Here is a 22767-nt window from a genome sequence, read left to right as displayed (position 1 = left end):
GTGCTCAGCCGAGCACGAGCGCCGATCTTGTCCGCGTGGGGATCTCCGCGGGACTCCGACTCCATGCCAGGGATTTCAGCGGCACGGCCACCGCCCGCTGACCGTCCACAAAGGACGCCAAGTTGCGAGAAATACCCGATTATCCACTCTCTGACTGTTTCTCGGTGCTCGTGAGGAACCTCCTGGAGGAATTTGACTCCCTCACGACGCGCCCGTGCTCAGTCGAGCACGAGCGCCGCGTCCGGTTCGGTCACCCGGAAGCTGAAGCTCTCCTCGAGGTACAGCGTGAGCGTCTCGGCGTCGTGGTGCCGGTAGCCGACCGAAAGGTCCTGGCCGAGTTCCAGGACGAAGTCCCCGCCCGACAGGCTCAGCACGACCGCGCCGGTCAGGCCTGGCGTCCGCTTCACCCGGCCTCCGCCGAGCGCGCGGCGGAGGTGGTCGAGCACGAGAAGGCCGCCGTGTTCGGTGCTCTCCACGATCGAGGTGTAGCCCTCGGGGTTGATCGCCAGCGCGTACGGTCCCTTGATTCCGTTGCACCGCAATGTGTTCACCGCGTTGGCCACCACGTGCGGATAGCGTTCCGGGTCGGTGCCCAGCGTGCCGTGGTCGTACGGGCTCGCCTCGACGATCCCGGTGATCCCCGCGTCCGGCCAGCCGTGGAACACCGCGCGGTTCTCCAGCAGGCCCACCTGGGCGGCGGCCTGGTCGAGGTCGTCGAACTCCAGGTCGTCGGCGCCGCGTTCGGCGTCCTCGAGTTCCTTTCGTTCGACGGTGAACGGCACGCGCACCTCCACCAGCGGCAGCACGCGGCGCCGCTGCACGAGCGTTTCGCGGTCCCGGGCGCTTTCCGGCGGATCGATGCGCTGGGTCCGGCCGAGCGACGTGGCCGAATGCGACCAGCCGTGCGGGCCCTCGACGTCGACCATCTTGCGCGCCGCGAGGTGCGTCGCCAGCCGCTCCCGCGCCTCGTCGTCGATCTGCCTCCAGCCCTCAGCCGGGATCGGCGCGAGCTCGCGCATCAAGTGGTTCATGGTGCTCCCCTCTCGCTGGAGTCCTTCAGCCCGCCGATGCCCAGCGAACCGTCGCCGGACGGTTTCTTCCCGGCTTTCCGCTCCTGCTCGGCGACGTAGCGCTCGGGGTCGACGTCCCCGGTGTCGATGTCTTTGGCACCCTCGTGCTCGGCCTTGAACGCGAGGAACTTCCGGCCGAGTTCCTCGCGCAGGCCCGGATCGGCGTGCTTGCGGAAGTCGGCGAGCGCGTCGTCCTCCTCCTCGGCCATGTGCTCGCTGTTGGCGGTGCGGGCCTGCCGGACCGCCGCGTGCCAGGCCGCGCTGCCCGCCGGGTGCCTGCGGGCTTCGGCGACGGCGTCGCGGATGTCGTTGTGATCGCCGACCGCGTCGAGCGTTTCGTCCTCGGCGTCGGCGCCGCGCTGGATCAGCTCGGGATAGAAGACCGCTTCCTCGGCCGCCGCGTGCCGGTCCAGCAGGTCGGCGAGCGGCTCCCACACCCGCGCCAGCTCGTCCGGCCGCTCGAGGTCGTCCAGTTCCGCGAACGCCCGCCGGAACCGCTCGTGATCGTCGAGGATCAAGCTGGTGATGTCGGTCATGGCCCCCGACGGTAGCTCTCCCGGCGGCGGCGCGCTCGTCGTGTTTGCGCGAGGCTGCTTGCGGGTAAAGAAATCCGATGGTCGCGCGTCAGGAACCGGGAGCCGAACCGCCGGACACCACGAGCCTCGACAAGCTCCGTGATGCAGCCCGCGATTGCCGCGGGTGCGGCCTGTACCGCGACGCCACGGCAACCGTATTCGGCGTGGGCGCCAAGGGGGCCGAGATCTTCGCCCTCGGCGAGCAGCCGGGCGATCAGGAGGACCGGCGCGGCGAACCGTTCGTCGGCCCGGCGGGTCGGCTGCTGGACCGCGCGCTCGCCGACGCGGGTCTGGACCGGGATTCGCTGTACGTGACCAACGCGGTCAAGCACTTCAAGTTCAAGCTCCGCGGCAAACGGCGGATCCACGAAAAGCCGGCGCGGTCCGAGATCGTCGCGTGCCGGCCGTGGCTGATCGCCGAACTCCAGGCCGTTCAGCCGCGGCTCGTGCTGCTGCTGGGCGCGACGGCGGCGCAATCGGTGTACGGCAGCAGCTTCCGGCTGACCCAGCATCGCGGCGAACCGCTGGATCCGCCGGAAGAGTTCGACGGCATGTTCGCCTCGGCGGTCGCCACCGTGCATCCGTCCGCGGTGCTGCGCGCTCCCGACCGGGACACCGCGTACGACGAGTTCGTCGCCGATCTGCGCGGCCTCTGACCTGCGGACGTTTGCCCGCCCCGGCGAGGGGAATCCGGCCGCCATGAAAGCAGTGACCTGGCACGGCAAGCGGGACGTGCGAGTCGACGACGTCCCGGACCCGAAGATCGAGGAGCCGACCGACGCCGTCGTGCGGGTGACCTCCACCGGCATCTGCGGTTCGGACCTGCACCTGTACGAGGTCCTCGGCCCGTTCATGACCGAGGGCGACATCCTCGGCCACGAGCCGATGGGGATCGTCGAGGAAGTGGGCAGCGCCGTGAGCTCGCTGAAACCCGGCGACCGCGTGGTGGTGCCGTTCAACATCTCCTGCGGCCGTTGCTGGATGTGCGAACGCGGGCTGCAGTCGCAATGCGAGGTCACCCAGGTCAAGGACCAGGAAAAGGGCGCCGCGCTGTTCGGCTACACGAAGCTGTACGGCCAGGTGCCCGGCGGGCAGGCCGAATACCTCCGGGTCCCGCAGGCGCAGTACGGGCCGATCAAGGTGCCCGACGGCCCGCCGGACGAACGGTTCGTCTACCTGTCCGACGTGGTCCCGACGGCGTGGCAGGCCGTGGAGTACGCGGACATTCCCGACGGCGGCTCCGTCGTGGTCTTCGGGCTCGGCCCGATCGGCCAGATGGCGGCCCGGGTCGCGCTGCACCAGGGCGCGGGCGAGGTGATCGGCGTCGATCTGGTGCCGAAACGCCTGGCGCGGGCCCGCGCGCACGGCGCGACCACCCTGGACCTGCGCGACCATCGGCGGATCGGCGACGCGATCCGCGACCTCACCGGCGGCCGCGGCGCGGATTCGGTGATCGACGCGGTCGGCATGGAAGCGCACGGCGCGCCGATCGGGAAACTCGCGCACAACCTGGTCGCGCTGCTGCCGCAGACGCTGGGCGCGAAGGTGACGGAGAAGGCCGGGATCGACCGGCTGAGCGTGCTGTACGCCGCCATCGACAGTGTCCGCCGCGGCGGCACGATCTCGCTGTCCGGCGTGTACGGCGGGATGGCCGACCCGATCCCGATGATGGAATTGTTCGACAAGCAGATCCGGCTGCACACCGGACAGGCGAACGTCCGCCGGTGGATCGACGACGTCCTGCCCGTGCTCACCGCGGACGGCGATCCCTTGGGCGTCGAGGGTTTCGCGACGCACAAACTTCCGCTGGCGGACGCGCCGCGGGCGTACGAGATGTTCCAGAAGAAGCTCGACGGGGTGCAGAAGATCCTGCTGGAACCGGCGGCGTAGGCGTAGGAGTTACCCGCGCGTCCGGGCCGAGCGTCAGCGGCCCGGACGCTTCTCCGCGCGCCTCGCAAGCCGTTCCCGCTGCGGGACCACGACGTACTTCGGGTCCTTTGTGGACTCCACACCCGCCGCGTAAACCCCGAACCGGGTGCACAACCCGGACGCCAGGTAAGCCGCCCCCGCGGCGATCCCCGCCGCGCGGTTCTTCCGTGCCGCCAACGACAACGTCGCACCCGCCGCGGTAAGCACCTTGGCCGCCTTCAACAACCGCCCCGCCCGACCGGTCCGGTAAGGCTCCGAAGCCAACCCCAGACCGGTCTCCAGATGGTGTTCCGCCGCCAGTTCCGCGGCGGCACCAGCGAGCCCGGCGCGCACCACCGGCCCGTTTTCCTTCCGCGGCACCGCAATCAGCGCGATTCCCGCCCCGCTCGTCACCGCGCTGCCCGCGAACAGCACCGGCAGGGTCCCGTGCGCTTCGTGCCAGGAAGGCGTCGCCGTGTCGGCCAGCAGCACCGCGGTGTACGTGCACATGGCCGGGCCCAGCACGCCCGCGCCCGCCCCGGCCAACCGGCCAAGCCGCGGGAACCGCCCGGTCAGCGTTGAGAAAGCAGCCCCGGCGGCGAGACCGGAGAACGGCGACAGGATCCACGACCCCACCGAGAGCGGCGAAGTCGGCTTGAGCACGCGCAGCATGTTCAGGAACCGCGTCGGCTTGCCGAGGTCGTGGATCAGCGCGACCACGCTGGCGATCGATCCGCCGGAAGCGGCCAGCCGACCCACCTTCGCCAGTTCCGGCCGCCCGGTCGCGTCGGCTAGCGCGGCCAGCGACGCCGACGCACCGGCCGCGCCGCCGAGGAACAGGTACAGCGGGACGTCCGGTTGCTTCCAGGCAGGTTCCTTGAGGATCGGCCTGCCGTAGTAGGAGCGGAATTCGGCGGGCTCGACCATCTCCCGTTCGCGGCGGGGGCTCATCGGTGCCGTCCCAGGAACGACACGACCAGCGCCGCGGCTACCCCGGCGGCGGTCGTCGCGGCCCGCTTCCACATCCGCGGCAGGTCGCGCGTCGTCACGACCGGGTCCGGAGGGAAGCCGTAGACCTCGGGTTCGTCCAGCAGCAGGAAAAACGCGCCGTCGCCGCCGACTCCGTCCTCGGGATCGTGCCCGTAGAGCCGCGCCTCGGGCACGCCCGCGTCGTGCAGCGTCGACACCCGCGCGGCGGCGCGTTCGCGGAGTTCGTCCAACTCGCCGAACTGGATGGAGTCGGTCGGGCAAGCCTTCGCGCACGCGGGTTCCATCCCCGCGCCGAGCCGGTCGTAGCAGAGAGTGCACTTGAACGCGCGTCCGTCGCTCTCGCGTTTTTCGATCACCCCGTACGGACACGCGGGAACGCAATAACCACAACCATTGCAAATGTCCTGCTGGACCACGACCGTGTCGAACTCGGTGCGGAACAACGCGCCGGTCGGGCAGACGTCGAGGCAGGCCGCGTGCGTGCAGTGCTTGCAGACGTCGCTGGACATCAGCCAGCGCACGCCCGGTTCTTCCGGTTCCTGATCCGGCGCCCCGACCGCCGGCATCCCGAGGTCCACCGCGGGTTTCCGCTGTTCGATGAACGCCACGTGCCGCCAGGTGTTCGAGCCGAGGTCGCCGGTGTTGTCGTACGACAGGCCGAGCAGGTCCTCCCCGCCCGCCTCCGGGACGCCGTTCCACTCCTTGCACGCGACCTCGCACGCCTTGCACCCGATGCACACCGACGTGTCGGTGAAAAACCCCATCCGGGGCTGGGCGCCGTACTCAGCCATGGGCTCGCCTCCGGTACTCCGCCACGAAGTCCAGCAGCGCCGGCCCGCGCGGCCGCCGTCCGGGACGGATGTCGCAGGTGGCCGCTTTGGCCTCCTGGATGTGCACGTTCGGGTCCAGCACGATCGACAGCAGGTCGTTGGCCGCGTCGCCGCGGGACAGACCGTTCGGGCCCCAGTGGTACGGCAGCCCGACCTGGTGGACGGTGCGGCCGCGCACCTTGAGCGGTTTGACGCGGTCGGTGACCAGCACGCGGGCCTCGATCGCCGTCCGGGCCGAGACGATGGTCGCCCAGCCGAGGTGCGCCAGCCCGCGTTCGGCCGCCAGCGCGGGCGAGACTTCGCAGAAGAACTCCGGCTGCAGTTCGGACAGGTACGGCAGCGTCCGGCTCATCCCGCCCGCCGTGTGGTGCTCGGTGAGCCGGTAGGTGGTGAACACGTATGGGTAAACGTCGCTGCGCGCCGGGTTGTACTGGTTCACCGGGCTGTCCAGCGTCTGCCGCACCGGCGAGGACTGCTGGCCGTACAGCGCGTTGTCGACCGGGCTTTCGAACGGTTCGTAGTGCGTGGGCAGCGGACCGTCGGCCAGCCCGGCGGGGACGTACAGCCACGCTTTGCCGTCGGTCTGCATGATGAACGGATCGCGGCCGCTCAACGCGTCCTGTGCGCGTGCGCCGGCGGGCGGGACGTAGTCCGGAGGCTTGGTGGCTTCGAAATCCGGGACGTCCGGGCCGGTCCACTGGGACTCCGAAGCGTCCCAGTAGATCAGCTTTTTGCGTTCGCTCCACGGTTTCCCGTCCGGGTCCGCCGAGGCGCGGTTGTACAGGATCCGCCGGTTCGCCGGCCACGCCCAGGCCCAGCCGTTCGCGATCCAGTCCTGTTCGGAGCCCGGCTGCCGGTTCGCGGCGTGGTTGTGGCCGTCGGCGCGGACGCCGCAGTAGATCCAGCAGCCGCAGGACGTCGAGCCGTCGTCCTTCAGCTGGGTGTAGGAGGAAAGCGGGCCGTCCGGGCCGTGGCCGTTGATCTCGGCGAGCACGGATTCCGCGCTCGGCTCGTCCGTCGGCCCCTCGGTCGGATAACTCCAGGTGAGGTCGCGGAGCGGGGCGTCGCGGTCGTCGGCGCCGGCGCGCTCCCGGAGCAGCCTGCCCAGGTGGTAGTAGAACCACAGGTCGCTGCGGGCGTCGCCGGGCGGTTCGACCGCTTTATGGTGCCATTGCAGCAGCCGCTGGGTGTTGGTGAAGCTGCCGTCCTTTTCCGTGTGCGCGGCGGCGGGCAGGAAGAAGACCTCGGTGCCGATCTCCTCGGGCTTGAGCTCGCCGGTCTCGATCTCCGGGCCGTTCTTCCAGAACGTCGCGCTCTCGATCAGCTGCAGGTCGCGGACCACCAGCCAGTCGAGATTCGCCAGCCCGAGCCGCTGGAACTTGCCGTTGGCCGAGCCGACCGCCGGGTTCTCGCCGACCAGGAAGTACCCCTTGCACTCCCCCGCGATCTGCTTCTGGACCGTCGCGTACGTCCCGTGGTCGCCGGTCAGCCGCGGCAGGTAGTCGAAGCGGAAGTCGTTGTGCGGCTGGGCGGCCTCGCCCCAGTACGCCTTGAGCAGGCTGACCGTGTACGAGCGCATGTTGCCCCAGAAGCCGGTCTTGCCCGCGTCGGCTTGGACGAAACCGTCGAGGTCCAGGTGCTGGTGCGCGTGCGGCATCGGGATGTAGCCGGGCAGCAGGTTGAACAGCGTCGGGATGTCGGTGGAGCCCTGGATGCTGGCGTGCCCGCGCAGCGCGAGGATGCCGCCGCCCGGACGGCCGATGTTGCCGAGCAGCGTCTGCAGGATCGAGGCGGTGCGGATGTACTGCGCGCCGACCGTGTGGTGCGTCCAGCCGACCGAATACACCCAGGCCGTGGTGCGGTCGCGGCCGGAGTTCGCGGTGATCGCCTCGGCGATTTCGGTGAGCTGCTCGACCGGCAGGCCGCAGACGTCGGCGACCACTTCGGGCGTGTACCGCGAGAAATGCCGCTTGAGGACTTGGTAAACGCACCGCGGATGCCGCAGCGTCTCGTCGGTCCTGGGCTTCGTTTCGATCGCCGCGCCGCCGCTGCCGTACGACTCGGCGCGCGCGGAGGTCTGGTGCTGCTCGCCGCTGTGGTGCCCGCCCGGCTGCCCCGGGTCGCGGGCACCGGCGGCCGGTGCCGCCTCAGCGTCCTCGTACGCCCAGGTCGAGTTGTCGTACTGGCGGTTTTCCGGGTCGAAGCCGGAGAACAGGCCGTCGAGGTCCTCGGTGTCGGCGAACTCCTCGGTCAGGATCGCCGCGGCGTTCGTGTAGGCCACGACGTACTCGCGGAAGTCCAGCTCGTGCTGCAGGACGTAGTTGATCAGCCCGCCGAGGAACGCGATGTCCGAACCGGCCCGCACCGACGCGTGGACGTGCGCGACCGCGCTCGTGCGGGTGAACCGCGGGTCGACGTGGATGATCTTCGCGCCGCGGGCCTTGGCCTCCATCACCCACTGGAACCCGACCGGATGGCATTCGGCCATGTTCGAGCCCTGGACGACGATGCAGTCGGCGTTGGCGAGGTCTTGCTGGAACGTCGTGGCGCCTCCACGACCGAAGGAGGTCCCCAGACCGGGAACCGTGGCGGAGTGTCAAATACGGGCCTGATTTTCGATCTGTATCGCGCCGAGCGCGGTGTACAGCTTCTTCATCAGGTAGTTCTCTTCGTTGTCCAGGGTCGCGCCGCCGAGGCTCGCGAAGCCGAGCGTGCGGTTGAGCTTGCGGCCCTGGTCGTCGACGTCCTGCCACGTTTCGGCGCGCGTCTTCATAACGCGGTCGGCGATCATGTCCATCGCCTGGTCGAGGGACAACCGCTCCCAGTCGGTGCCGTACGGCCGGCGGTAAAGGACTTCGGTGACGCGGCTCGGGCTGGTCACGAGCTGCTTGCTGGCCGACCCCTTCGGGCACAGCCTGCCGCGGGAAATCGGCGAATCCGGGTCGCCTTCGATCTGGGTGACCGCGCCGTCCTTGACGTACACCTTCTGCCCGCAGCCGACCGCGCAATACGGACAGACCGAACGGACTACCTTGTCGGCGTCCTCGGTGCGGGCGTGCCATTCCTCCGAACCGCGGGATTTCGCCGCCGAGGCGCGCGCGGTGCGGTCGGGACCGGCCAGCTGCCGGTACACCGGCCAGCTCTCGATCCACTGCCGCATGCCCACGCTGTCACGGTAATCCGTTCTCCGAGCGCCCGCAGCATGTCCGGCGGGTCCCGTCGCCGAGCGGTTCGGTGAGCCCGGCGGCGTCGAGGTGCTCCAGCAGCGGGATCATCACCCGGCGGGTGCTGTCCAGCGCCCGCCGCGCCCGCGACACGGTGAACGGCTCGCCGAGCGCGGCCAGCACCTCCACCGCGCGCCGCGGCGCGTCCGGACCCAGCACCACTCCGTCGGCGATCGCCCGCAACCGGCCTACGCGGACGGCGGCGGCCAATTCCCGTTTGCCCAGACCGAGTTCACGCAGCTCGTCCGCTTCCGGCGCGCGGAACGGATGCTCGGCGAACCGCTCTTCGAGGACGTCGACGGCCCTGGCCACTTCGGGGGTCAGCCGTGCGCCGGGCTTGCGGACGAGCCCGTCCTTGAGGACCAGCCCGTCGCCGAGGACCGCCGGGACGAGTTCCGCGGCCGGCAGGCCGAGCCGTTGCCGGAGTGCCTCGACCGGAATTCCCGCGGCCAGCGGATGTTCGCGAGCCCAGTCCGCGACCACCTCGCCGACCTCCGCTCGCAACCGGCTGAGGTGTGCCGGGTCGGCGTGCCAGCCGCCGAGCCGCTCGCCCACCGCCGGCAGCCCCAGTGCGCGAAAGTCCTCATGGCGCACGAAACCCTCGCGGCGAAGGTAATCCCAGCCGGGTTCCAGGACGCTCAGCTCTTCGCCTCGGGCTCGCGCGGCGCCGCGGCGCGCGAGGGGCGGCGGCCGGACGTCCACCACGTCGAACCCGGCGGGAATCCGGTGCTCCCCCGGGTCGCGCAACAGCCCCCGATCCCCGGCCCGGAGCGGTAGAGGGTGCGCTAGCAGCAGCCGCGCAGTGTCCGGCCCGAGCGGACGAACGCGGGTCGGCACTGCGGCGGATCCGAAGTGCAGCACGAGGTTTCGGTGCAGCTCGCCGGACGGTGCACCCCGCAATCGGACGTCGACTTCCGTCGCCGGACGCCAAGCGCCCGGAGTCAGCAGAACGTCGCCTCGTCCCACGGAATCCTTGGGCACACCGCGCACGTTCACCGCGACCCGAGCGACCGCGGACACCCTTTCGCGCGGTTCGCCGAGTGCCTGCAAGCCGCGGATCTGCACCCGGTTCGAGCCGAGCGTCAACTCGTCGCCGACCCGCAGGGTTCCGCCGCCGAGAGTTCCGGTGACGACGGTGCCCGCGCCCTTGATCGTGAACGCCCGGTCGATCCAGAGCCGGACGTCCGCCGCCAGATCCGGCGGCGGCAACCTGCCGGCCAGCTTGGCAAGCTGGGCGCGCAGTTCTTCGAGCCCTTCGCCGGTCGTGCCGCTGACGCTGGCCGCGGGCACCTCGCCGAGCGCCGTCGCCGCGATCTCCGCGAGGGCCGCCTCCGTCGCCGGGCCTGGGTCGGCGCGGTCGGATTTGGTGACGGCGAGCAGACCGTGCCGGACCCCGAACGCGTCAAGCGCCGCCAGGTGCTCAGCCGACTGCGGCATCCACCCCTCGTCCGCGGCCACGACGAACAACGCGGCCGGGACGGGCCCGACACCCGCCAGCATGTTGGGGACGAATCGCTGATGCCCGGGGACGTCCACGAAGGCGATTTCCTCGCCGCCCAGCCGGGTCCAGGCGAAGCCGAGGTCGAGGGTCAGGCCGCGGCGGCGTTCCTCGGCCCACCGGTCCGGCTCCATGCCGGTGAGCCGGCGGATCAGCGTGGATTTCCCGTGGTCGACGTGGCCGGCGGTGGCGATCACCCGCATCGGCGGACCGCCTCCCGCAGCGTCGCGTCGTCCGCCGGGGGAACCGTCCTGAGGTCGAGCAGGCACCGGTCCCGCACGATCCGGCCGACGACAGCGGGCTCGCCCGACCGCAAGGCCTCCGCGTACCGGGCGGGCACCGCGACCGCGGCGCTGGGCAATTCGACACCGGGAGCGCCACCGCCGCCCACGACCGCGGTCGAGTCCACCGCCTCAGCGTCCACCCCGGCCGAACGCAGCGACGCGGCCAACGTTTCGGCCCGCTTCTGAAGGTCGCCGACCTCGGCCGAAAGCGCCGCCCGCACCGGTGTTTCCGGGCCGCGAAGAGTGGCTTCGAGCGCGGCGAGCGTCAGCTTGTCGACCCGCAGCGCGCGGGCTGCGGGATGCCGACGCAACCGTTGCACCAGCTCGGCGTCTCCGAACAGCAAGCCCGCCTGCGGACCGCCGAGAAGCTTGTCGCCGCTCGCGGTCACGAGACTCGCGCCATCGGCCAGCGCGGTCGTGACGTCCGGTTCGTCCGGCAGCAACGGGTGCGGCGCGAGCAGTCCGGAACCCACGTCGGCGACCACCGGCACGCCGAGCCCCGTCAACTCGGCGACGCCCGCTTCCGAGGTGAACCCGGTGACCCGGTAGTTCGACGGGTGGATTTTGAGCACGAATCCGGTGTCCGGGCCGATGGCCGCCGCGTAATCCCTCGCCGAAGTCCGGTTGGTAGTGCCGACTTCGCGCAACCGGGCACCGGTCGAGGCGAGCAGGTCCGGGATGCGGAACCCGTCGCCGATCTCGACCAGTTCGCCGCGGCTGACGACGATTTCCTTGCCGGGAGCCAAGGTCAGCGCGCACAGCAGCAAGGCCGCCGCGTTGTTGTTGACCACGTGCACCGCCGCCGCGCGCGGCACCGCCTCCGCCAGCGCGGCCAGAGTGCCGCGGCCGCGTTTCGCCCGTTCCCCGGTTTCGAGCGAGAACTCGACGTCGGTGGCGCCGCCCGCCGCGACGATCGCGTCCAGCGCGGCAGCGGACAGCGGCGCGCGGCCGAGGTTGGTGTGCACGAGGACGCCGGTCGCGTTGAGCACCGGCCGCAGCGACGACACCGTCGCGGGCAGCCGGGCCACCACCTCCGCGACGACCTCGCCGGGTTCGATCTCCCCGGCCCGTGCCCGCTGCTGCGCCGCCGCGACCAGCGATTTCACCAGGTCGCGGCCAAGAGTCTCGGCGGCTTTCGCGATCCGCGGCTCGGCGAGCACGGCGTCGGTGCGCGGGATCGCCCGGCGCGGGTCACCCATGGCGGAGGCGGACGGGAATCGAACCCGCCAGCGGCAGGACCTGCCGCTCAACGGTGTTGAAGACCGCGCCGGTCACCAGGCCGGATACGCCTCCCTGGGGCATTCCGCCATCCTGCCAAGAGCACCGCGCCCGCGCATCATGAACAGCATGAGCGTCCGGCTGACCCAGTACGCCCACGGCGGCGGCTGCGCGTGCAAAATCCCGCCCGGAGAGCTGGAAACGATCGTCCGCGGCCTGTCCGGAGCCGCGCCGCAGGACCCGCCCGGCGAGCTCCTGGTCGGCCTCGACGACGGCGACGACGCGGCGGCCGTCCGCATCTCCGGGAACGTCGCCCTGATCGCGACCACGGACTTCTTCACCCCGGTCGTCGACGACCCGTACGACTGGGGCCGGATCGCCGCCGCGAACGCGCTGTCCGACGTCTACGCGATGGGCGGCGTGCCGGTGGTCGCGGTCAATCTCCTCGGCTGGCCTCGCGAGGTGCTGCCGTTCGACCTGGCCGCGGAGGTGCTGCGCGGCGGCCTGGACGTCTGCGCGGGAGCCGGATGCCATCTGGCCGGCGGGCACAGCGTCGACGACCCGGAGCCCAAGTACGGCCTCGCGGTCACCGGCACCGCGGACCCGGAACGCTTGCTGCGCAACGATTCAGGCAAGCCGGGCACGCCGCTGACGCTGACCAAGCCGCTGGGGATCGGCGTGCTGAACTCGCGGCACAAGGCCACCGGCGAACGCTCCGAGGAAGCGATCGCCGCGATGACCACGCTCAACCGCGCCGCGTCGGCCGCCGCGCTGGAGGCGGGCGCGGTGTGCGCGACCGACGTCACCGGGTTCGGTTTGCTCGGCCACCTGCACAAACTCGCCCGGGCGAGCGGGGTCACCGCGATGCTGGACCCTTCAGCTGTCCCGTATCTCGACGGTGCGCGGGAGGCGCTGCGCGACGGCTACGTCAGCGGCGGCACTCGCCGCAACCTCGAGTGGGTCCGGCCGCACGCCGACCTGTCGCGGATCTCCGAGGACGAGGCCCTGTTGCTGGCCGACGCGCAGACGTCCGGCGGATTGCTCGTGGCGGGCGAGCTGTCGGGGTATCCGGTGGTCGGCGAGCTGGTGCCGCGCGGTGAGCACACCATCGTCGTGGGCTGACGTCCCTCAGGGTTCCATTCGGGGACGCCCAGGCCGCCGCCATGTGGCTGAGGTGCGGCTGCCCGAGGTCGAAGGAGCTTGCGGGCCCGGACTGGCTGTCGGCCGGTCGGCCCGGTGCCCGGCCCGGCGGATTGGCCGGTGTCCGAAGTGGGTAGCCACTGCCCGAGGTGAGACATGCGCGCTGCGACCGAGATTCTGCTGTGGTGGCTTGCCCTGACCGGGCTGTGGACCCTCACGCTGTCCACCCCGGCGGTGCCGGAACTGCTCGCCGGCGCCGGTGCCGCCGCGGTCTGCGCGATCGCCGCCCGCACCGCGCGCCGGGCGATGAACGGTTCGTGGCGATTCCCCACGAGCTGGCTAGCGTGGCTGGCCCCGCTGCCCAAGGCCGCCGTCAGCGAGTCCGTCGCCGCATTGCGCACCGTTTTCCGCCACCCGTCCGCCGGGAAGTGCGAAAAAGTCACCGTTCCCCGGGCACCGCGTGCGGAACACGAAGCGCGGCTCGCCGTCGCGACGGTGGTCGTCGGATGCACTCCCGGCGCGATGGTCGTCGCGAGCCCGCCGGACCGCACGGACGTCGTCGTCCACCGGCTGCTCCCCGGCTCCCCGGCTCTCGATCGGGTGACGCGATGACCTGGCTGCTCCTCGCCGCGCTGCTCCTGATGGCAGGCGGTCTCGGCACCGCGTTGTGGCTGGCCGCCCGGGGCACCGCGATCGAACGCCTCGCCGGAATGCAGTTCGCCGGCACCGTCACGGTCCTGACGCTCCTGCTGCTCGTCCAGGCGTACGGACCGTCCAGCGCCATCATCCTCCCCTTGACGCTGACCGTGCTCACATTCGCCGGAACGCTCGTCTTCGCACGGCTCCTGGGGACCCGATGACGGTCGCCGCACAGATCCTCGTGTTCGCCGGGGTGTTCGTCATCCTCGCCTCCTCCGCGGGTTTGGTGCGCGCCAAGGACCTGCTGACCCGCCTGCACCTCCTCTCCCCGGCGACCACGCTCGGCGCGCCGCTCATCGGCGTCGGGCTCGTCCTGGTCAACGGCGTCCAGCTCGGCTCCGGCGCGATCCTCGCGACGGTCGTGCTGCTGGCGGTCACCGGCCCGATCCTCCAATCGGCCACCGCCCGGCTCGAAGCCCGCCACCGCGGCGAGGCCGACGAGGATCTCCCGTCATGACCGCCGTGGTGCTGTTCGTCGCCCTCGCGCTCGTCGCGGCGGCCGGTTTCGCCGTGGTCACGACGCACGATCCGAAACGGCAAGCGATCACGCTCTCGGTGTTTTCCTTGTGCCTGACGGTGCTTTTCGTGGTGGTCCAAGCCCCGGACGTCGCGTTGTCCGAACTCGCCGTCGGCGCGGCCGTCGTCCCGCTCCTCGTCCTGCTGACCCTCCGGAAGACGGGCAAGCGATGAGGACCCGCGACGTCGTCGGCGCCGCCGGGCTGGCCGGGGTCGCCGCCCTGTTCATCGCCGCGTTCACCCGGATGCCGGCCGCCGGGTCCGGCAGCCACGTCTATCGCGATCTGGTGCTGCCGGTGGGTTTCCGGGAGGTCACGCCGAACCTGGTGTCCTCCATCAACTTCGACCTCCGCGCCCTCGACACCCTCGGCGAGGAAACGATCGTCGCCGCCGCGGTGGTCGGCACGCTCGCGCTGCTGCAGCCGCCCGAGAAGGAGCCGGAAACGGACGGGACCGGCTACGTCCTGCCCGCCGTGAAGCTCGCCGGTTTCCTGCTGCTGCCGGTCTCGGTGCTGCTGGGCATCGACATCGTCGTGCACGGGCACCTGACGCCGGGCGGCGGTTTCCAGGGCGGCGTCGTCCTCGCGACCGGCTGGCACCTGCTCTACCTCTCCGGCAGCTACCGCGCGCTGGCCCGGCTGCGCCCGATCGACTGGTGCGAATACGCCGAAGCGTCGGCCACCGGCCTGTACGTCGTCACAGGCCTTTTGGGGCTGGCCCTGGGCGGGTCATTCCTCGCGAACGTGCTGCCGCTCGGCCAATTCGGCTCGCTGCTCTCCTCGGGCACCGTTCCGGTGCTGAGCGTGCTGATCGGCATCGAGGTCGCCGCCGGGTTCGTCGTCCTGCTGTCGCGCTTCTTCGTGCACGGGCTGGAGGAACAGTGATGGTGTCCGCGGCTTGCTACGGCGTGGCGGCGTGGCTGTTGCTGCTCGGCAGCGCCGGGATCATGCGCAGCCGGCACCTCGTGCACACCGTGGTTTCGCTGTCGGTCGCGCAATCCGGCACCTACGTGCTGCTGCTGGCGATCGGTTACCAGGACACGGCCGGCGCGCCGATCGTGTCCCAAGGGCAGGCACAGCCGGTGGTCGACCCGATGGTGCAGGCCATGACGCTCACCGACATCGTCGTCTCGGCGACCATCACCGCGGTCCTGCTCGCCCTGACCTTGCAGATCTCCCGCCGGCACGGCACGGTCGACCCCGACGAACTGCGTGCGCTGCGCGGCTGACTATGACGACCCTGCCCGCACTCGCCATCGCCGTCCCGCTGCTGGCCGCCTGCCTGCTGCTCGGGCTCGGCGGCAAGCTCCCCCGCGTCGTCGTCGACGTGACGGCCACGGTGACCGCGGCGGCGACGTGCGTACTGTGCGTAGTCCTGCTGACCGCGGCGAGCCACGAGCGAGTGGTCGACTGGCTCGGCCGGCAGGGTCCGGAAGGCACCCGTTCGGTCGGCATCGTGCTCGTCGCGGACGGGCTGAACACGACCTTCGCCGCGCTGGCCGCGTTCCTGACGGTCTGCGCGCTGCTCTACAGCTGGCATTACTTCGAAGCCGTCGAAGCCCGCTACCACGCGATGATGCTGCTCTTCCTCACCGGCATGACCGGCTTCCTGTTCACCGGCGACCTGTTCACGCTGTTCGTCTTCTTCGAGCTGATGAGCGGCGTCGCCTACGCGCTGACCGGATACCGCATCGAGGAGGCGGACTCGGTGCAGGGCGCGCTGAACTTCGGCGTGGTGAACTCCCTCGGCGCGTACTTCACGCTGATGGGCATCGGCCTGCTCTACGCCCGCGGCGGCCAGCTCGGCCTCGCGCAGCTGGGAGTCGCGCTGGACGGCCGTCCGGCGGACGCGCTCGTCATCGCCGCGTTCGTCCTGGTGTGCACCGGATTGCTGGTCAAAGCCGCGACCGTGCCGTTCCATTTCTGGCTCGCCGACGCGCACGCCGTCGCGCCGACGCCGGTGTGCGTGCTGTTTTCCGGCGTCATGGTCGAACTCGGTCTCTACGGCATGATCCGGGTCCGCACGACGGTGTTCGGGACGGTACTGGACGACGCCACCGTCAGCCGGATCTACCTCACCGCCGGAATCGCCAGCGCGGTGCTCGGCGCCGTGCTGTGCTTCACCCAGCGGCATCTCAAACGTTTGCTGGCTTACTCGACCATCGCCCACATTGGACTGTTCCTGTGCGGACTGGCCGCCACCGGCGGCGACGCGACGGCCGCGTTCGTGCTCTCGGTGCTCGGGCACGCCGGAGCGAAAGGCTCGCTGTTCCTCCTGACCGGCGTGTTGAAGGACCGCTACGGCAGTGTCGACGAGGACGATCTCTTCGGCCGCGCAACGCATTCCCGGACAGAGGCGGTGCTGTTCGTCGTCGCGGCAGCGGCACTTGCCGGGCTGCCGCCGTTCGGCCTGGCCTTGGGCAAAGACGCCGCCGAACACGCCGGCCCGGAGTGGCTGACGGTCGTGTTCGCGGTGGTTTCCGCGCTGACCGCCGCGGCGGTGCTGCGCGCCGGGCTGCGGGTCTACTTCGGAGTCGGCAGGCCGCCCGCCGACGATTCCGCGGACACGACGACCGGTTCCGGCGAGGAACCCGAGACCGAGCGGCCGATCGAACGCACCCCGATCCCCATGCTCGCGGCCATTGTCGTCCTGCTCGGTTTCGCGCTGGCCGCCGGAATCGTGCCGTGGATCCGCGACGTCGCCGCGGCCGCCGGGACCCAGGCCGTCGACCGCGCGGGCTACCTCCACGACGTGCTGCCGACGCTGCCGACGCCCCTCCCGCCGACCGGATCCGAGCTGACCTGGACCGGCCCTGGCCTGCTGTCCGCGGCGGTGACCGCTGTCCTCACGCTCGGCGCAGCGGCGCTCGCGCTGTGGTCGCGGCACCGGACCCCGAAACCAGTGCACGAAGCCCTGACCGTGCTGCACCGCGCGCACTCCGGCCAGGTCGGCGACTACGTGGCGTGGCTGCTCGCGGGCGTCGCCGTCCTCGCCGGGCTGGTCTGGCTCTGACCTCGCCGGGTTTACCCGCCGATCAGCCGGGTTACCCGCAGAACGGCCCGTGACGCCGACCGTGAGGAGTTGCCGTGCCCGCTCGCACCGCCGACGGCCCGAAGCTGCTGCCCGAAACCGAAGAGCTGGCCACCGGCAAGAACTTCGCCGCGGTGACCACGGTGCTGCCGAGCGGCCGGCTGCAGACGCAGACGATCTGGGTGCACGTCGAGAACGGCCGGATCGTGCTCAACACCGAGACCCACCGGGCGAAATACCGCAACGTCGTGCGCGACGACCGGATCACCGTCCTGATCCGCGACGAGCAGGACCCGTACCGCTACGCGGAGGTCCGCGGCCGCGTGACCGGCGTCGAGACCGGCGAACGGGCCCGGCTGCAGGTCGACGAGCTGGCCCGCAAGTACACCGGCGGGGACTATCCGCCCGACGCGATCAAGTCCGAACGCGTCATCCTCCAGGTGACCCCGGAGCGGCAGACGTTCATCGACCAGAAGAAGGGCGTCGCCGACTGATGCGCGACGCTCTCCGCCGCTACCGCCGGGCCTGCGACTACCTGGCCGCGGCGATGATCTACCTCAAGGACAACGTCCTGCTCGCCGAGCCGCTGCGGCCCGAACACCTGAAACCGCGTCCGCTCGGCCACTGGGGCACCTGCCCCGGACTGACCCTCGTCTACACCGCGCTGAACCGGTTCGTCGCCGAAACGCGGCAGCGCACCCTGCTCGTCACCGGGCCGGGCCACGGCGCCCCGGCGATCCACGCCAACCTGTGGCTCGAAGGCACCCACGCCGAATACGACCCGCAGCTGTCCCTCGACGGCTCCGGCCTCGCCGAACTCGTCCGCCGGTTCTCCTGGCCGGGCGGCTTCCCCAGCCACCTTTCCCCCGAGGTCCCCGGCGTCATCCACGAAGGCGGCGAACTCGGCTACGCCCTCGCGACCGCGTTCGGCGCGGCCTTCGACGATCCCGACCTGCTGGTCGCGTGCGTCATCGGCGACGGCGAGGCCGAAACCGGCCCGACCGCGGCGGCGTGGCACAGTCCGAAGTTCACCAATCCGGGCGACGGCCGGGTGCTGCCGATCCTGCACCTCAACGGGTACAAGATCGCGTCGCCGACCGTCTATGAAGCGATGTCGGACGACGAACTCACCGCGTACTTCACCGGCTGCGGCTGGACCCCGCTGCTCGTGGACGTCCGCGACACCGGCGATCCCGACACCCCGCTCGCCGAAGCGCTCGCGCGGGCGCACCGCCAGGACACCGGTCCGCCGCCGATGATCGTCCTGCGCAACACGAAGGGCCTGGGCCTGCCTTCGACCTCCCCGGACGGCACCCCGCTCGAAGGCACCTTCCACGCGCACCAGGTCCCGCTCGACCCGGACCAGCTCGAGTCGCTGGAGCAGTGGCTGCGGTCCTACCGGCCGGAAGAACTTTTCGACGCCGACGGCGTTCCCGCACCGGATCTGCTCGCCGTGCCGCCGGAACCGGCGCTTCGGCTCGGACGGGTCCCGCAGGCCAACGGCGGTCGGCTTCGGCAGGACCTGCCGTTGCCGGACGTCGGGAAATTCGCCGCTGACCGCTCGCGTCAGGAAAGCCCGACGGAAGTCCTCGGCGGCTGGCTCGCCGAAGTGGTGCGCCGGGCTCCGGACACCTTCCGCGTCGTCTGCCCGGACGAACTGCAGTCGAACAAACTCGGCGCGCTGCTGGACGTCACCGACCGGCAGTTCGACCGCGCGGTTCCCGGTCACACCGAGCATCTCGGCCGCCGCGGGCGGGTGCTGGAAGTGCTGTCCGAACACCTGTGCCAAGGCTGGCTGCAGGGCTACCTGCTCACCGGACGGCACGGTCTCTTCCCCTGCTACGAGGCGTTCGTGTCCATTGTGGACAGCATGGTGAACCAGTACGCCAAGTTCCTCAAGATGTCCGGCGAAGTCGGCTGGCGGGCGCCGGTGGCGAGCCTGAACTACCTGCTCACGAGCGACGGCTGGCGGCAGGAACACAACGGCTACAGCCACCAGGGCCCGGGGTTCATCAACCAGATGCTCACGAAGAAGGCCCACACCACGCGGATTTTCTTCCCGCCGGACGCCAACACGCTCCTGGAAACCATGCACCGGTGCCTGTCCTCGACCGACCTGATCAACGTCGTCGTCGCCGGGAAGCAAAGCAGTCCAGTCTGGCTGTCCCCCGAGGAAGCCCGCGCCCATTGCCGCGCCGGGACGTCCGTCTGGCACTGGGCGAGCCAGGAGGGTTCGCCGGACGTCGTACTCGCCTGCGCCGGGACCACCCCGACCGTCGAAACCCTCGCCGCTGTGCAGCTGTTGGCCGACGCGGCTCCGGAACTGCGCGTGCGAGTGGTGAACGTGGTCGACCTGCTCTCGCTCTGTCCGCCCGACCGTCACCCGAACGGCCTCTCCGACGAAGCGTTCGTCGAGTGCTTCGGCGAGGACGTCCCGGTGATCTTCGCCTTCCACGGCTACCCGTCCGCCGTGCACGAGGTACTGCACGGACGCCCTGCGACGCAACGCTTTCACGTGCACGGCTACCTGGAAGAAGGCACCACGACCACGCCGTTCGACCTGCTGGCCAGCAACCGGATGACCCGCCACGACCTGGCCGCCGACGCCGTCCGCCGGGCCCGTGGCTGGTCCTCCCTCGGCGGCGATCTGGCCCGCGACTTCCAGCGGCACCGAGACGAACTCCTCGCCGCCGCCTACCGTGACGGCGAAGACCCCGCCGAGATCACCGGCTGGCGGTGGCAGCGGTGAACGTCCTGACCGTCAACCCAGGCTCCGGCAGCCTGCGCGTGCATCTCGTGCGCACCGAAGACTACGAGGTCCTGGATTCCGCCTCGACCGACGACCTTGCCTCCTTTGTGGACAAACAATCCTCGATCTCGGTCGTAGCGCACCGGCTGGTGCACGGCGGCCCGGACCTGGTCCAGCCGGCCGAAGCAACCGCGAGCGTCCGGGCGAAGATCGCGGACGCCCGTTCGCTCGCCCCGGAACACGTGCCGAAAACCGAGGCCCTGCTGGACCAGCTCACCGAACTTCTCCCGGACGCGAAGCACGTCGTCTGCCCGGACACGGCCTTCCACCAGACGCTCCCGTCGGTCGCCCGGACCTATCCGCTGCCCGTCCGCTGGCGCTCCCGCTGGGATTTGCGCCGTTACGGCTTCCACGGCTGGTCCTTCAGCTGGGCGACCCGTCGCGCCGCCGAACTCCTGCACCAGCCGCCCCGTGAGCTGAACCTGCTCATCGCGCACCTGTCCGGCGGCTGTTCGGTCTGCGCGGTGTCTCACGGACGCAGCGTTGACACGTCAATGGGGTTCACACCGCTCGAAGGCGCGATGATGACCAAACGCTCCGGCTCGGTGGATCCCGGCATGCTGCTGTGGCTGTTGCGGGAGGGAAAGCTGACCGTCGAAGAGCTGGAAGACGGCCTCTACCACCACTCCGGCCTGCTGGGCTTGTCCGGCATCTCCGACGACACCCGGGACCTGGTGCGCGACGGATCCGTCGAAGCCCGGTTCGCGCTGGCCGTCTTCGAACACCGCGTCCGCCGGGAACTGGCCGCGGCCGCCGCGAGCCTGGACCGGCTCGACGCCCTGGTGTTCACCGGCGACATCGGCTGGGACCAGCCCGAAACCGCCGAGGCGGTCGCCGGCGGCCTCGGTGTCCTGGGCATCGCCGGCGGACTGTCGCGGACCAGGGACCACGATGCGGTGATCAGCCCGCCGGGGGCGAAGGTGCCGGTGCTGACGCTGCGCTCCCGGGAAGAACTCGAACTCGCCAGGGCAGCGGCCGAGGCGGTCCGCTGACCCTCACGAATGCGGGTCGACGTCGTCGCCGAGCAGCCGGTTCACCGCGTCCAGGTTCTCGTACCGCTGCTCGGGCAGCTTGCCGAGATGGCCGATCACGTCGTCGCCCGCGCCTTTCGCGGCCGCCCGGCGGAGGAGCTCGTCGCGCTCGCACGGGTACTCGACTTCCGTTAAATACTCGCGGACGTCAGGCATGACGCTCCCTTCCTCGGGTTTCTTTCCCCCGCATACCCGCCCGGTCCCGGTTCAATGCGGGTTACGCTCGACTCGTGGACGACTCCCCGGAGCGTCCTGCACCCGGTCGCCGACGTCAGCGCAGCCGTGCGGTTCTACCAGCGAACTCTCCTTCGACCGGACCGATCCGCTGCGGACTGGCGGTCTCGCCGCCCCGGGTGTCTGAACGGCGCGCGGATCGTCAATTCCCGGCCATCAGCCAGTTTCACCGGGAAACGCGGATCCGGGGACTTCCGGCGATCCTCGAACATCTGAGAGTCCGTGATCACTAACAACCCGGAAAAATACCGCGGAATCGGCGAATACGGACTCCGGACTGCGAGGCACGCGCGGCCGAAACTCCGCAGAATCTGCGTTACCTCCGCACGAAAACGCGACCGGATGGGCCACAGCTTCGGCGCGTTGGCCGATCCCGTTCCGGAGCGGACCACTTCCTCACTCCGGTTCCTCGCGGCGGAGCCGGCCCGCCGCGTATTGTCTCCGGCGACCAGCCACAGTGGACTCCTGTTATGGTCTGCGGTGACCACGTCCCGTTTCCAGGAGGAGCCGCCGCGATGGCACAGAAAGTCCTCGTCGAGATGATCGACGACCTCGACGGGTCCGAAGCCGGGCAGACCGTCCCCTTCGGACTCGACGGCGTCCAGTACGAAATCGACCTGTCCGACGAAAACGCCGCCGCCATGCGCGAGGAGCTCGCGACGTTCATCGCCGCCGCCCGCCGCACCGGCGGACGCAAGACGACCGTGCGCGCCTCGGCCGCGCCGACCGCCGAGGAACGCGAACGCTCGAAGGCGATCCGCACCTGGGCCCTCGACAACAACTGGGCCATCGCCGAACGCGGCCGCATCCCGCGCGAAGTGATCGCCGCCTACGAGGAAAGCCAGAAGCCGGCGCCGAAAGCCCGTAAGCGCACCGCGAAAAAGCGCGCGGCGAAATAGGCCGCGGCCCCGGCAGGTTTCCGGATTGATCATTTCCGGAAACGCCGGGCAAGGCGTCCGGTCCCCCGCCGGAGTTTCAGCGCCGGGCGGACCGGAACAGTTCGCGCCCTCCGCTCTGGACGGAAAGGCCGCCCGGCCGCAGGCAAATGCCTCCGGCCGGGCGGTCTTTTCCCTTCGATCAGGATCCGGGCGAGAACTTTCCGGCTCCGCACACCCGCAAGATCGGCGGCCGCGGAAAGGCCTGCCTGGACCGAGGGAGTCGCCGAGCGGGGTGGGGCGGGCAGCGGCGCTGTCGATACCAGCCCGGGCAGGCGTTCGCGCCCTCGACCTCGTGGCTCACTCCCGTGCAGCCCGGCCACGAAGCACGTGACCACCGCCGTTCGCCCGAAACGGCCGCCTCGTTCCTAATCCCCTTGGCCGCGGTCTGTTGCCGTGGCCGCCCGCACAGCGCACGACCACCACCCGTTCGTCCGCACCCGCCGTCCCCGTCCCCACCCGCTTTGCCGCGGCCTGCTCCTAGTTGTTCGCGCAGCGCACGACCGCCGCCCCCGCGCTCTTCTGCACCCGCTGCCTCGCCCGCGGCCGCAGTCTGCTCCCCGTCCTCGACAGCCCCACCCGCACCAGCGAGCGCGCCCCCGGAACTGACCCGCGCACCGGCACCAAGGAATTCCGAACCGCGGCGACGGCCGTGCAGTTCACCAGGGACGGCCGTGCCTCGACCGCGTCGCTCCTCTCCCGGTCGAGCCGCAAACGGCAAACCACACCCCCGAAACCCGCTACAGTGGCCCGGAAGAACGTTCTCCGAGGGGGCA

Annotated in this window: 22 protein-coding genes and 1 tRNA gene; 14 read left to right on the top strand and 9 right to left on the bottom strand. The window is 70.6% G+C overall.

Going from position 1 to position 22767, the window contains the following annotated elements; genetic code table 11:
* Nucleotides 1-218 precede the first annotated feature (218 nt).
* Both ATK30_RS36150 and ATK30_RS36145 read right to left on the bottom strand, forming a co-directional pair.
* Nucleotides 219-1031, bottom strand: coding sequence for a family 1 encapsulin nanocompartment shell protein (locus tag ATK30_RS36150; protein WP_101439252.1), 813 nt, complete (start codon nucleotides 1029-1031; stop codon nucleotides 219-221).
* On the bottom strand, nucleotides 1028-1606 hold the full coding sequence (locus ATK30_RS36145; protein WP_101439251.1) for a hemerythrin domain-containing protein: 579 nt from the start codon (nucleotides 1604-1606) through the stop codon (nucleotides 1028-1030). The genes ATK30_RS36150 and ATK30_RS36145 overlap by 4 nt, the downstream gene beginning before the upstream one ends.
* A gap of 77 nt (nucleotides 1607-1683) precedes the next feature.
* On the opposite strand from ATK30_RS36145, the gene ATK30_RS36140 reads away from it, so the two are divergent.
* Both ATK30_RS36140 and ATK30_RS36135 read left to right on the top strand, forming a co-directional pair.
* Nucleotides 1684-2301 carry a UdgX family uracil-DNA binding protein gene (locus ATK30_RS36140; protein WP_101439250.1) on the top strand — a complete coding sequence of 206 codons (618 nt, stop codon included), beginning with the start codon at nucleotides 1684-1686 and terminating at the stop codon, nucleotides 2299-2301.
* A 43-nt stretch (nucleotides 2302-2344) separates the two neighbouring features.
* A complete protein-coding gene (locus tag ATK30_RS36135) occupies nucleotides 2345-3535 on the top strand; it encodes a zinc-dependent alcohol dehydrogenase (protein ID WP_101439249.1) in 1191 nt (396 codons plus the stop codon).
* A gap of 33 nt (nucleotides 3536-3568) precedes the next feature.
* On the opposite strand, the gene nrfD is transcribed toward ATK30_RS36135, so the two are convergent.
* The 6 genes from nrfD to ATK30_RS36100 all read right to left on the bottom strand — a co-directional run bounded on the left by nrfD (nucleotide 3569) and on the right by ATK30_RS36100 (nucleotide 11672).
* Nucleotides 3569-4504: an NrfD/PsrC family molybdoenzyme membrane anchor subunit gene (nrfD, locus tag ATK30_RS36130; protein ID WP_101439248.1), complete on the bottom strand. Its 936-nt coding sequence runs from the start codon at nucleotides 4502-4504 to the stop codon at nucleotides 3569-3571.
* On the bottom strand, nucleotides 4501-5334 hold the full coding sequence (locus ATK30_RS36125) for a 4Fe-4S dicluster domain-containing protein (RefSeq protein ID WP_101439247.1): 834 nt from the start codon (nucleotides 5332-5334) through the stop codon (nucleotides 4501-4503). The genes nrfD and ATK30_RS36125 overlap by 4 nt, the downstream gene beginning before the upstream one ends.
* Complete coding sequence (gene fdh / locus ATK30_RS36120) at nucleotides 5327-8539, bottom strand: formate dehydrogenase (protein ID WP_244194828.1); 3213 nt, start codon at nucleotides 8537-8539, stop codon at nucleotides 5327-5329. Before fdh ends, ATK30_RS36125 begins: the two co-directional genes overlap by 8 nt.
* Nucleotides 8540-8543: 4 nt before the next feature.
* Nucleotides 8544-10298, bottom strand: coding sequence for a selenocysteine-specific translation elongation factor (gene selB / locus ATK30_RS36110; RefSeq protein WP_101439244.1), 1755 nt, complete (start codon nucleotides 10296-10298; stop codon nucleotides 8544-8546).
* Nucleotides 10289-11578: an L-seryl-tRNA(Sec) selenium transferase gene (gene selA / locus ATK30_RS36105; RefSeq protein ID WP_101439243.1), complete on the bottom strand. Its 1290-nt coding sequence runs from the start codon at nucleotides 11576-11578 to the stop codon at nucleotides 10289-10291. The genes selB and selA overlap by 10 nt, the downstream gene beginning before the upstream one ends.
* Nucleotides 11578-11672 (bottom strand) — tRNA-Sec (locus ATK30_RS36100). Before ATK30_RS36100 ends, selA begins: the two co-directional genes overlap by 1 nt.
* A gap of 54 nt (nucleotides 11673-11726) precedes the next feature.
* On the opposite strand from ATK30_RS36100, the gene selD reads away from it, so the two are divergent.
* The 11 genes from selD to ATK30_RS36045 all read left to right on the top strand — a co-directional run bounded on the left by selD (nucleotide 11727) and on the right by ATK30_RS36045 (nucleotide 20783).
* Nucleotides 11727-12719, top strand: a complete 993-nt coding sequence (gene selD, locus ATK30_RS36095) for a selenide, water dikinase SelD (protein ID WP_101439242.1) — start codon at nucleotides 11727-11729, stop codon at nucleotides 12717-12719.
* A 174-nt stretch (nucleotides 12720-12893) separates the two neighbouring features.
* The gene (locus tag ATK30_RS36090; RefSeq protein ID WP_101439241.1) at nucleotides 12894-13349 is read left to right on the top strand and encodes a Na+/H+ antiporter subunit E; all 456 of its coding nucleotides are present in this window, start codon (nucleotides 12894-12896) and stop codon (nucleotides 13347-13349) included.
* Nucleotides 13346-13597, top strand: a complete 252-nt coding sequence (locus ATK30_RS36085; protein ID WP_101439240.1) for a monovalent cation/H+ antiporter complex subunit F — start codon at nucleotides 13346-13348, stop codon at nucleotides 13595-13597. The genes ATK30_RS36090 and ATK30_RS36085 overlap by 4 nt, the downstream gene beginning before the upstream one ends.
* The gene (locus ATK30_RS36080) at nucleotides 13594-13893 is read left to right on the top strand and encodes a cation:proton antiporter (RefSeq protein ID WP_101439239.1); all 300 of its coding nucleotides are present in this window, start codon (nucleotides 13594-13596) and stop codon (nucleotides 13891-13893) included. The genes ATK30_RS36085 and ATK30_RS36080 overlap by 4 nt, the downstream gene beginning before the upstream one ends.
* Nucleotides 13890-14126: a Na(+)/H(+) antiporter subunit B gene (locus ATK30_RS36075; RefSeq protein WP_101439238.1), complete on the top strand. Its 237-nt coding sequence runs from the start codon at nucleotides 13890-13892 to the stop codon at nucleotides 14124-14126. Before ATK30_RS36080 ends, ATK30_RS36075 begins: the two co-directional genes overlap by 4 nt.
* Nucleotides 14123-14836, top strand: coding sequence for an MnhB domain-containing protein (locus tag ATK30_RS36070; protein ID WP_101439237.1), 714 nt, complete (start codon nucleotides 14123-14125; stop codon nucleotides 14834-14836). Before ATK30_RS36075 ends, ATK30_RS36070 begins: the two co-directional genes overlap by 4 nt.
* Nucleotides 14836-15180 carry a sodium:proton antiporter gene (locus ATK30_RS36065; RefSeq protein ID WP_101439236.1) on the top strand — a complete coding sequence of 115 codons (345 nt, stop codon included), beginning with the start codon at nucleotides 14836-14838 and terminating at the stop codon, nucleotides 15178-15180. The genes ATK30_RS36070 and ATK30_RS36065 overlap by 1 nt, the downstream gene beginning before the upstream one ends.
* Nucleotides 15181-15182: 2 nt before the next feature.
* On the top strand, nucleotides 15183-16964 hold the full coding sequence (locus ATK30_RS36060) for a complex I subunit 5 family protein (RefSeq protein WP_101439235.1): 1782 nt from the start codon (nucleotides 15183-15185) through the stop codon (nucleotides 16962-16964).
* A gap of 74 nt (nucleotides 16965-17038) precedes the next feature.
* Nucleotides 17039-17476 carry a TIGR03618 family F420-dependent PPOX class oxidoreductase gene (locus tag ATK30_RS36055; RefSeq protein ID WP_101439234.1) on the top strand — a complete coding sequence of 146 codons (438 nt, stop codon included), beginning with the start codon at nucleotides 17039-17041 and terminating at the stop codon, nucleotides 17474-17476.
* Nucleotides 17476-19731, top strand: a complete 2256-nt coding sequence (locus ATK30_RS36050; protein WP_101439233.1) for a phosphoketolase family protein — start codon at nucleotides 17476-17478, stop codon at nucleotides 19729-19731. The genes ATK30_RS36055 and ATK30_RS36050 overlap by 1 nt, the downstream gene beginning before the upstream one ends.
* On the top strand, nucleotides 19728-20783 hold the full coding sequence (locus ATK30_RS36045; protein ID WP_341867378.1) for an acetate/propionate family kinase: 1056 nt from the start codon (nucleotides 19728-19730) through the stop codon (nucleotides 20781-20783). The genes ATK30_RS36050 and ATK30_RS36045 overlap by 4 nt, the downstream gene beginning before the upstream one ends.
* A 3-nt stretch (nucleotides 20784-20786) precedes the next feature.
* Here the strand turns inward: ATK30_RS36045 and ATK30_RS36040 are convergent, their stop codons facing one another.
* Entirely contained in the window at nucleotides 20787-20978 is a 192-nt protein-coding gene (locus tag ATK30_RS36040; RefSeq protein ID WP_101439231.1) for a DUF2795 domain-containing protein, read from the bottom strand.
* A 593-nt stretch (nucleotides 20979-21571) separates the two neighbouring features.
* On the opposite strand from ATK30_RS36040, the gene ATK30_RS36035 reads away from it, so the two are divergent.
* A complete protein-coding gene (locus ATK30_RS36035) occupies nucleotides 21572-21955 on the top strand; it encodes a histone-like nucleoid-structuring protein Lsr2 (protein WP_101439230.1) in 384 nt (127 codons plus the stop codon).
* The last annotated feature ends 812 nt before the right edge of the window (nucleotides 21956-22767 follow it).

This window comes from Amycolatopsis echigonensis, from assembly GCF_002846615.1.
In the GTDB taxonomy this organism is placed as follows: domain Bacteria; phylum Actinomycetota; class Actinomycetes; order Mycobacteriales; family Pseudonocardiaceae; genus Amycolatopsis; species Amycolatopsis echigonensis.
This window is presented reverse-complemented; position numbering and strand designations above follow the sequence as displayed.

What these genes read in the sequence shown, in the direction of transcription:
- ATK30_RS36065 (WP_101439236.1), top strand. Translation starts at nt 14,836, where the DNA reads ATGGTGTCCGCGGCTTGCTACGGCGTGGCGGCGTGGCTGTTGCTGCTC.
- ATK30_RS36150 (WP_101439252.1), bottom strand. Translation starts at nt 1,031, where the DNA reads ATGAACCACTTGATGCGCGAGCTCGCGCCGATCCCGGCTGAGGGCTGG.
- ATK30_RS36035 (WP_101439230.1), top strand. Translation starts at nt 21,572, where the DNA reads ATGGCACAGAAAGTCCTCGTCGAGATGATCGACGACCTCGACGGGTCC.
- ATK30_RS36090 (WP_101439241.1), top strand. Translation starts at nt 12,894, where the DNA reads ATGCGCGCTGCGACCGAGATTCTGCTGTGGTGGCTTGCCCTGACCGGG.
- ATK30_RS36145 (WP_101439251.1), bottom strand. Translation starts at nt 1,606, where the DNA reads ATGACCGACATCACCAGCTTGATCCTCGACGATCACGAGCGGTTCCGG.
- ATK30_RS36070 (WP_101439237.1), top strand. Translation starts at nt 14,123, where the DNA reads ATGAGGACCCGCGACGTCGTCGGCGCCGCCGGGCTGGCCGGGGTCGCC.
- ATK30_RS36075 (WP_101439238.1), top strand. Translation starts at nt 13,890, where the DNA reads ATGACCGCCGTGGTGCTGTTCGTCGCCCTCGCGCTCGTCGCGGCGGCC.
- selB (WP_101439244.1), bottom strand. Translation starts at nt 10,298, where the DNA reads ATGCGGGTGATCGCCACCGCCGGCCACGTCGACCACGGGAAATCCACG.
- ATK30_RS36135 (WP_101439249.1), top strand. Translation starts at nt 2,345, where the DNA reads ATGAAAGCAGTGACCTGGCACGGCAAGCGGGACGTGCGAGTCGACGAC.
- selA (WP_101439243.1), bottom strand. Translation starts at nt 11,578, where the DNA reads ATGGGTGACCCGCGCCGGGCGATCCCGCGCACCGACGCCGTGCTCGCC.
- ATK30_RS36140 (WP_101439250.1), top strand. Translation starts at nt 1,684, where the DNA reads ATGGTCGCGCGTCAGGAACCGGGAGCCGAACCGCCGGACACCACGAGC.
- ATK30_RS36080 (WP_101439239.1), top strand. Translation starts at nt 13,594, where the DNA reads ATGACGGTCGCCGCACAGATCCTCGTGTTCGCCGGGGTGTTCGTCATC.
- ATK30_RS36085 (WP_101439240.1), top strand. Translation starts at nt 13,346, where the DNA reads ATGACCTGGCTGCTCCTCGCCGCGCTGCTCCTGATGGCAGGCGGTCTC.
- nrfD (WP_101439248.1), bottom strand. Translation starts at nt 4,504, where the DNA reads ATGAGCCCCCGCCGCGAACGGGAGATGGTCGAGCCCGCCGAATTCCGC.
- ATK30_RS36040 (WP_101439231.1), bottom strand. Translation starts at nt 20,978, where the DNA reads ATGCCTGACGTCCGCGAGTATTTAACGGAAGTCGAGTACCCGTGCGAG.
- ATK30_RS36050 (WP_101439233.1), top strand. Translation starts at nt 17,476, where the DNA reads ATGCGCGACGCTCTCCGCCGCTACCGCCGGGCCTGCGACTACCTGGCC.
- ATK30_RS36060 (WP_101439235.1), top strand. Translation starts at nt 15,183, where the DNA reads ATGACGACCCTGCCCGCACTCGCCATCGCCGTCCCGCTGCTGGCCGCC.
- ATK30_RS36125 (WP_101439247.1), bottom strand. Translation starts at nt 5,334, where the DNA reads ATGGCTGAGTACGGCGCCCAGCCCCGGATGGGGTTTTTCACCGACACG.
- selD (WP_101439242.1), top strand. Translation starts at nt 11,727, where the DNA reads ATGAGCGTCCGGCTGACCCAGTACGCCCACGGCGGCGGCTGCGCGTGC.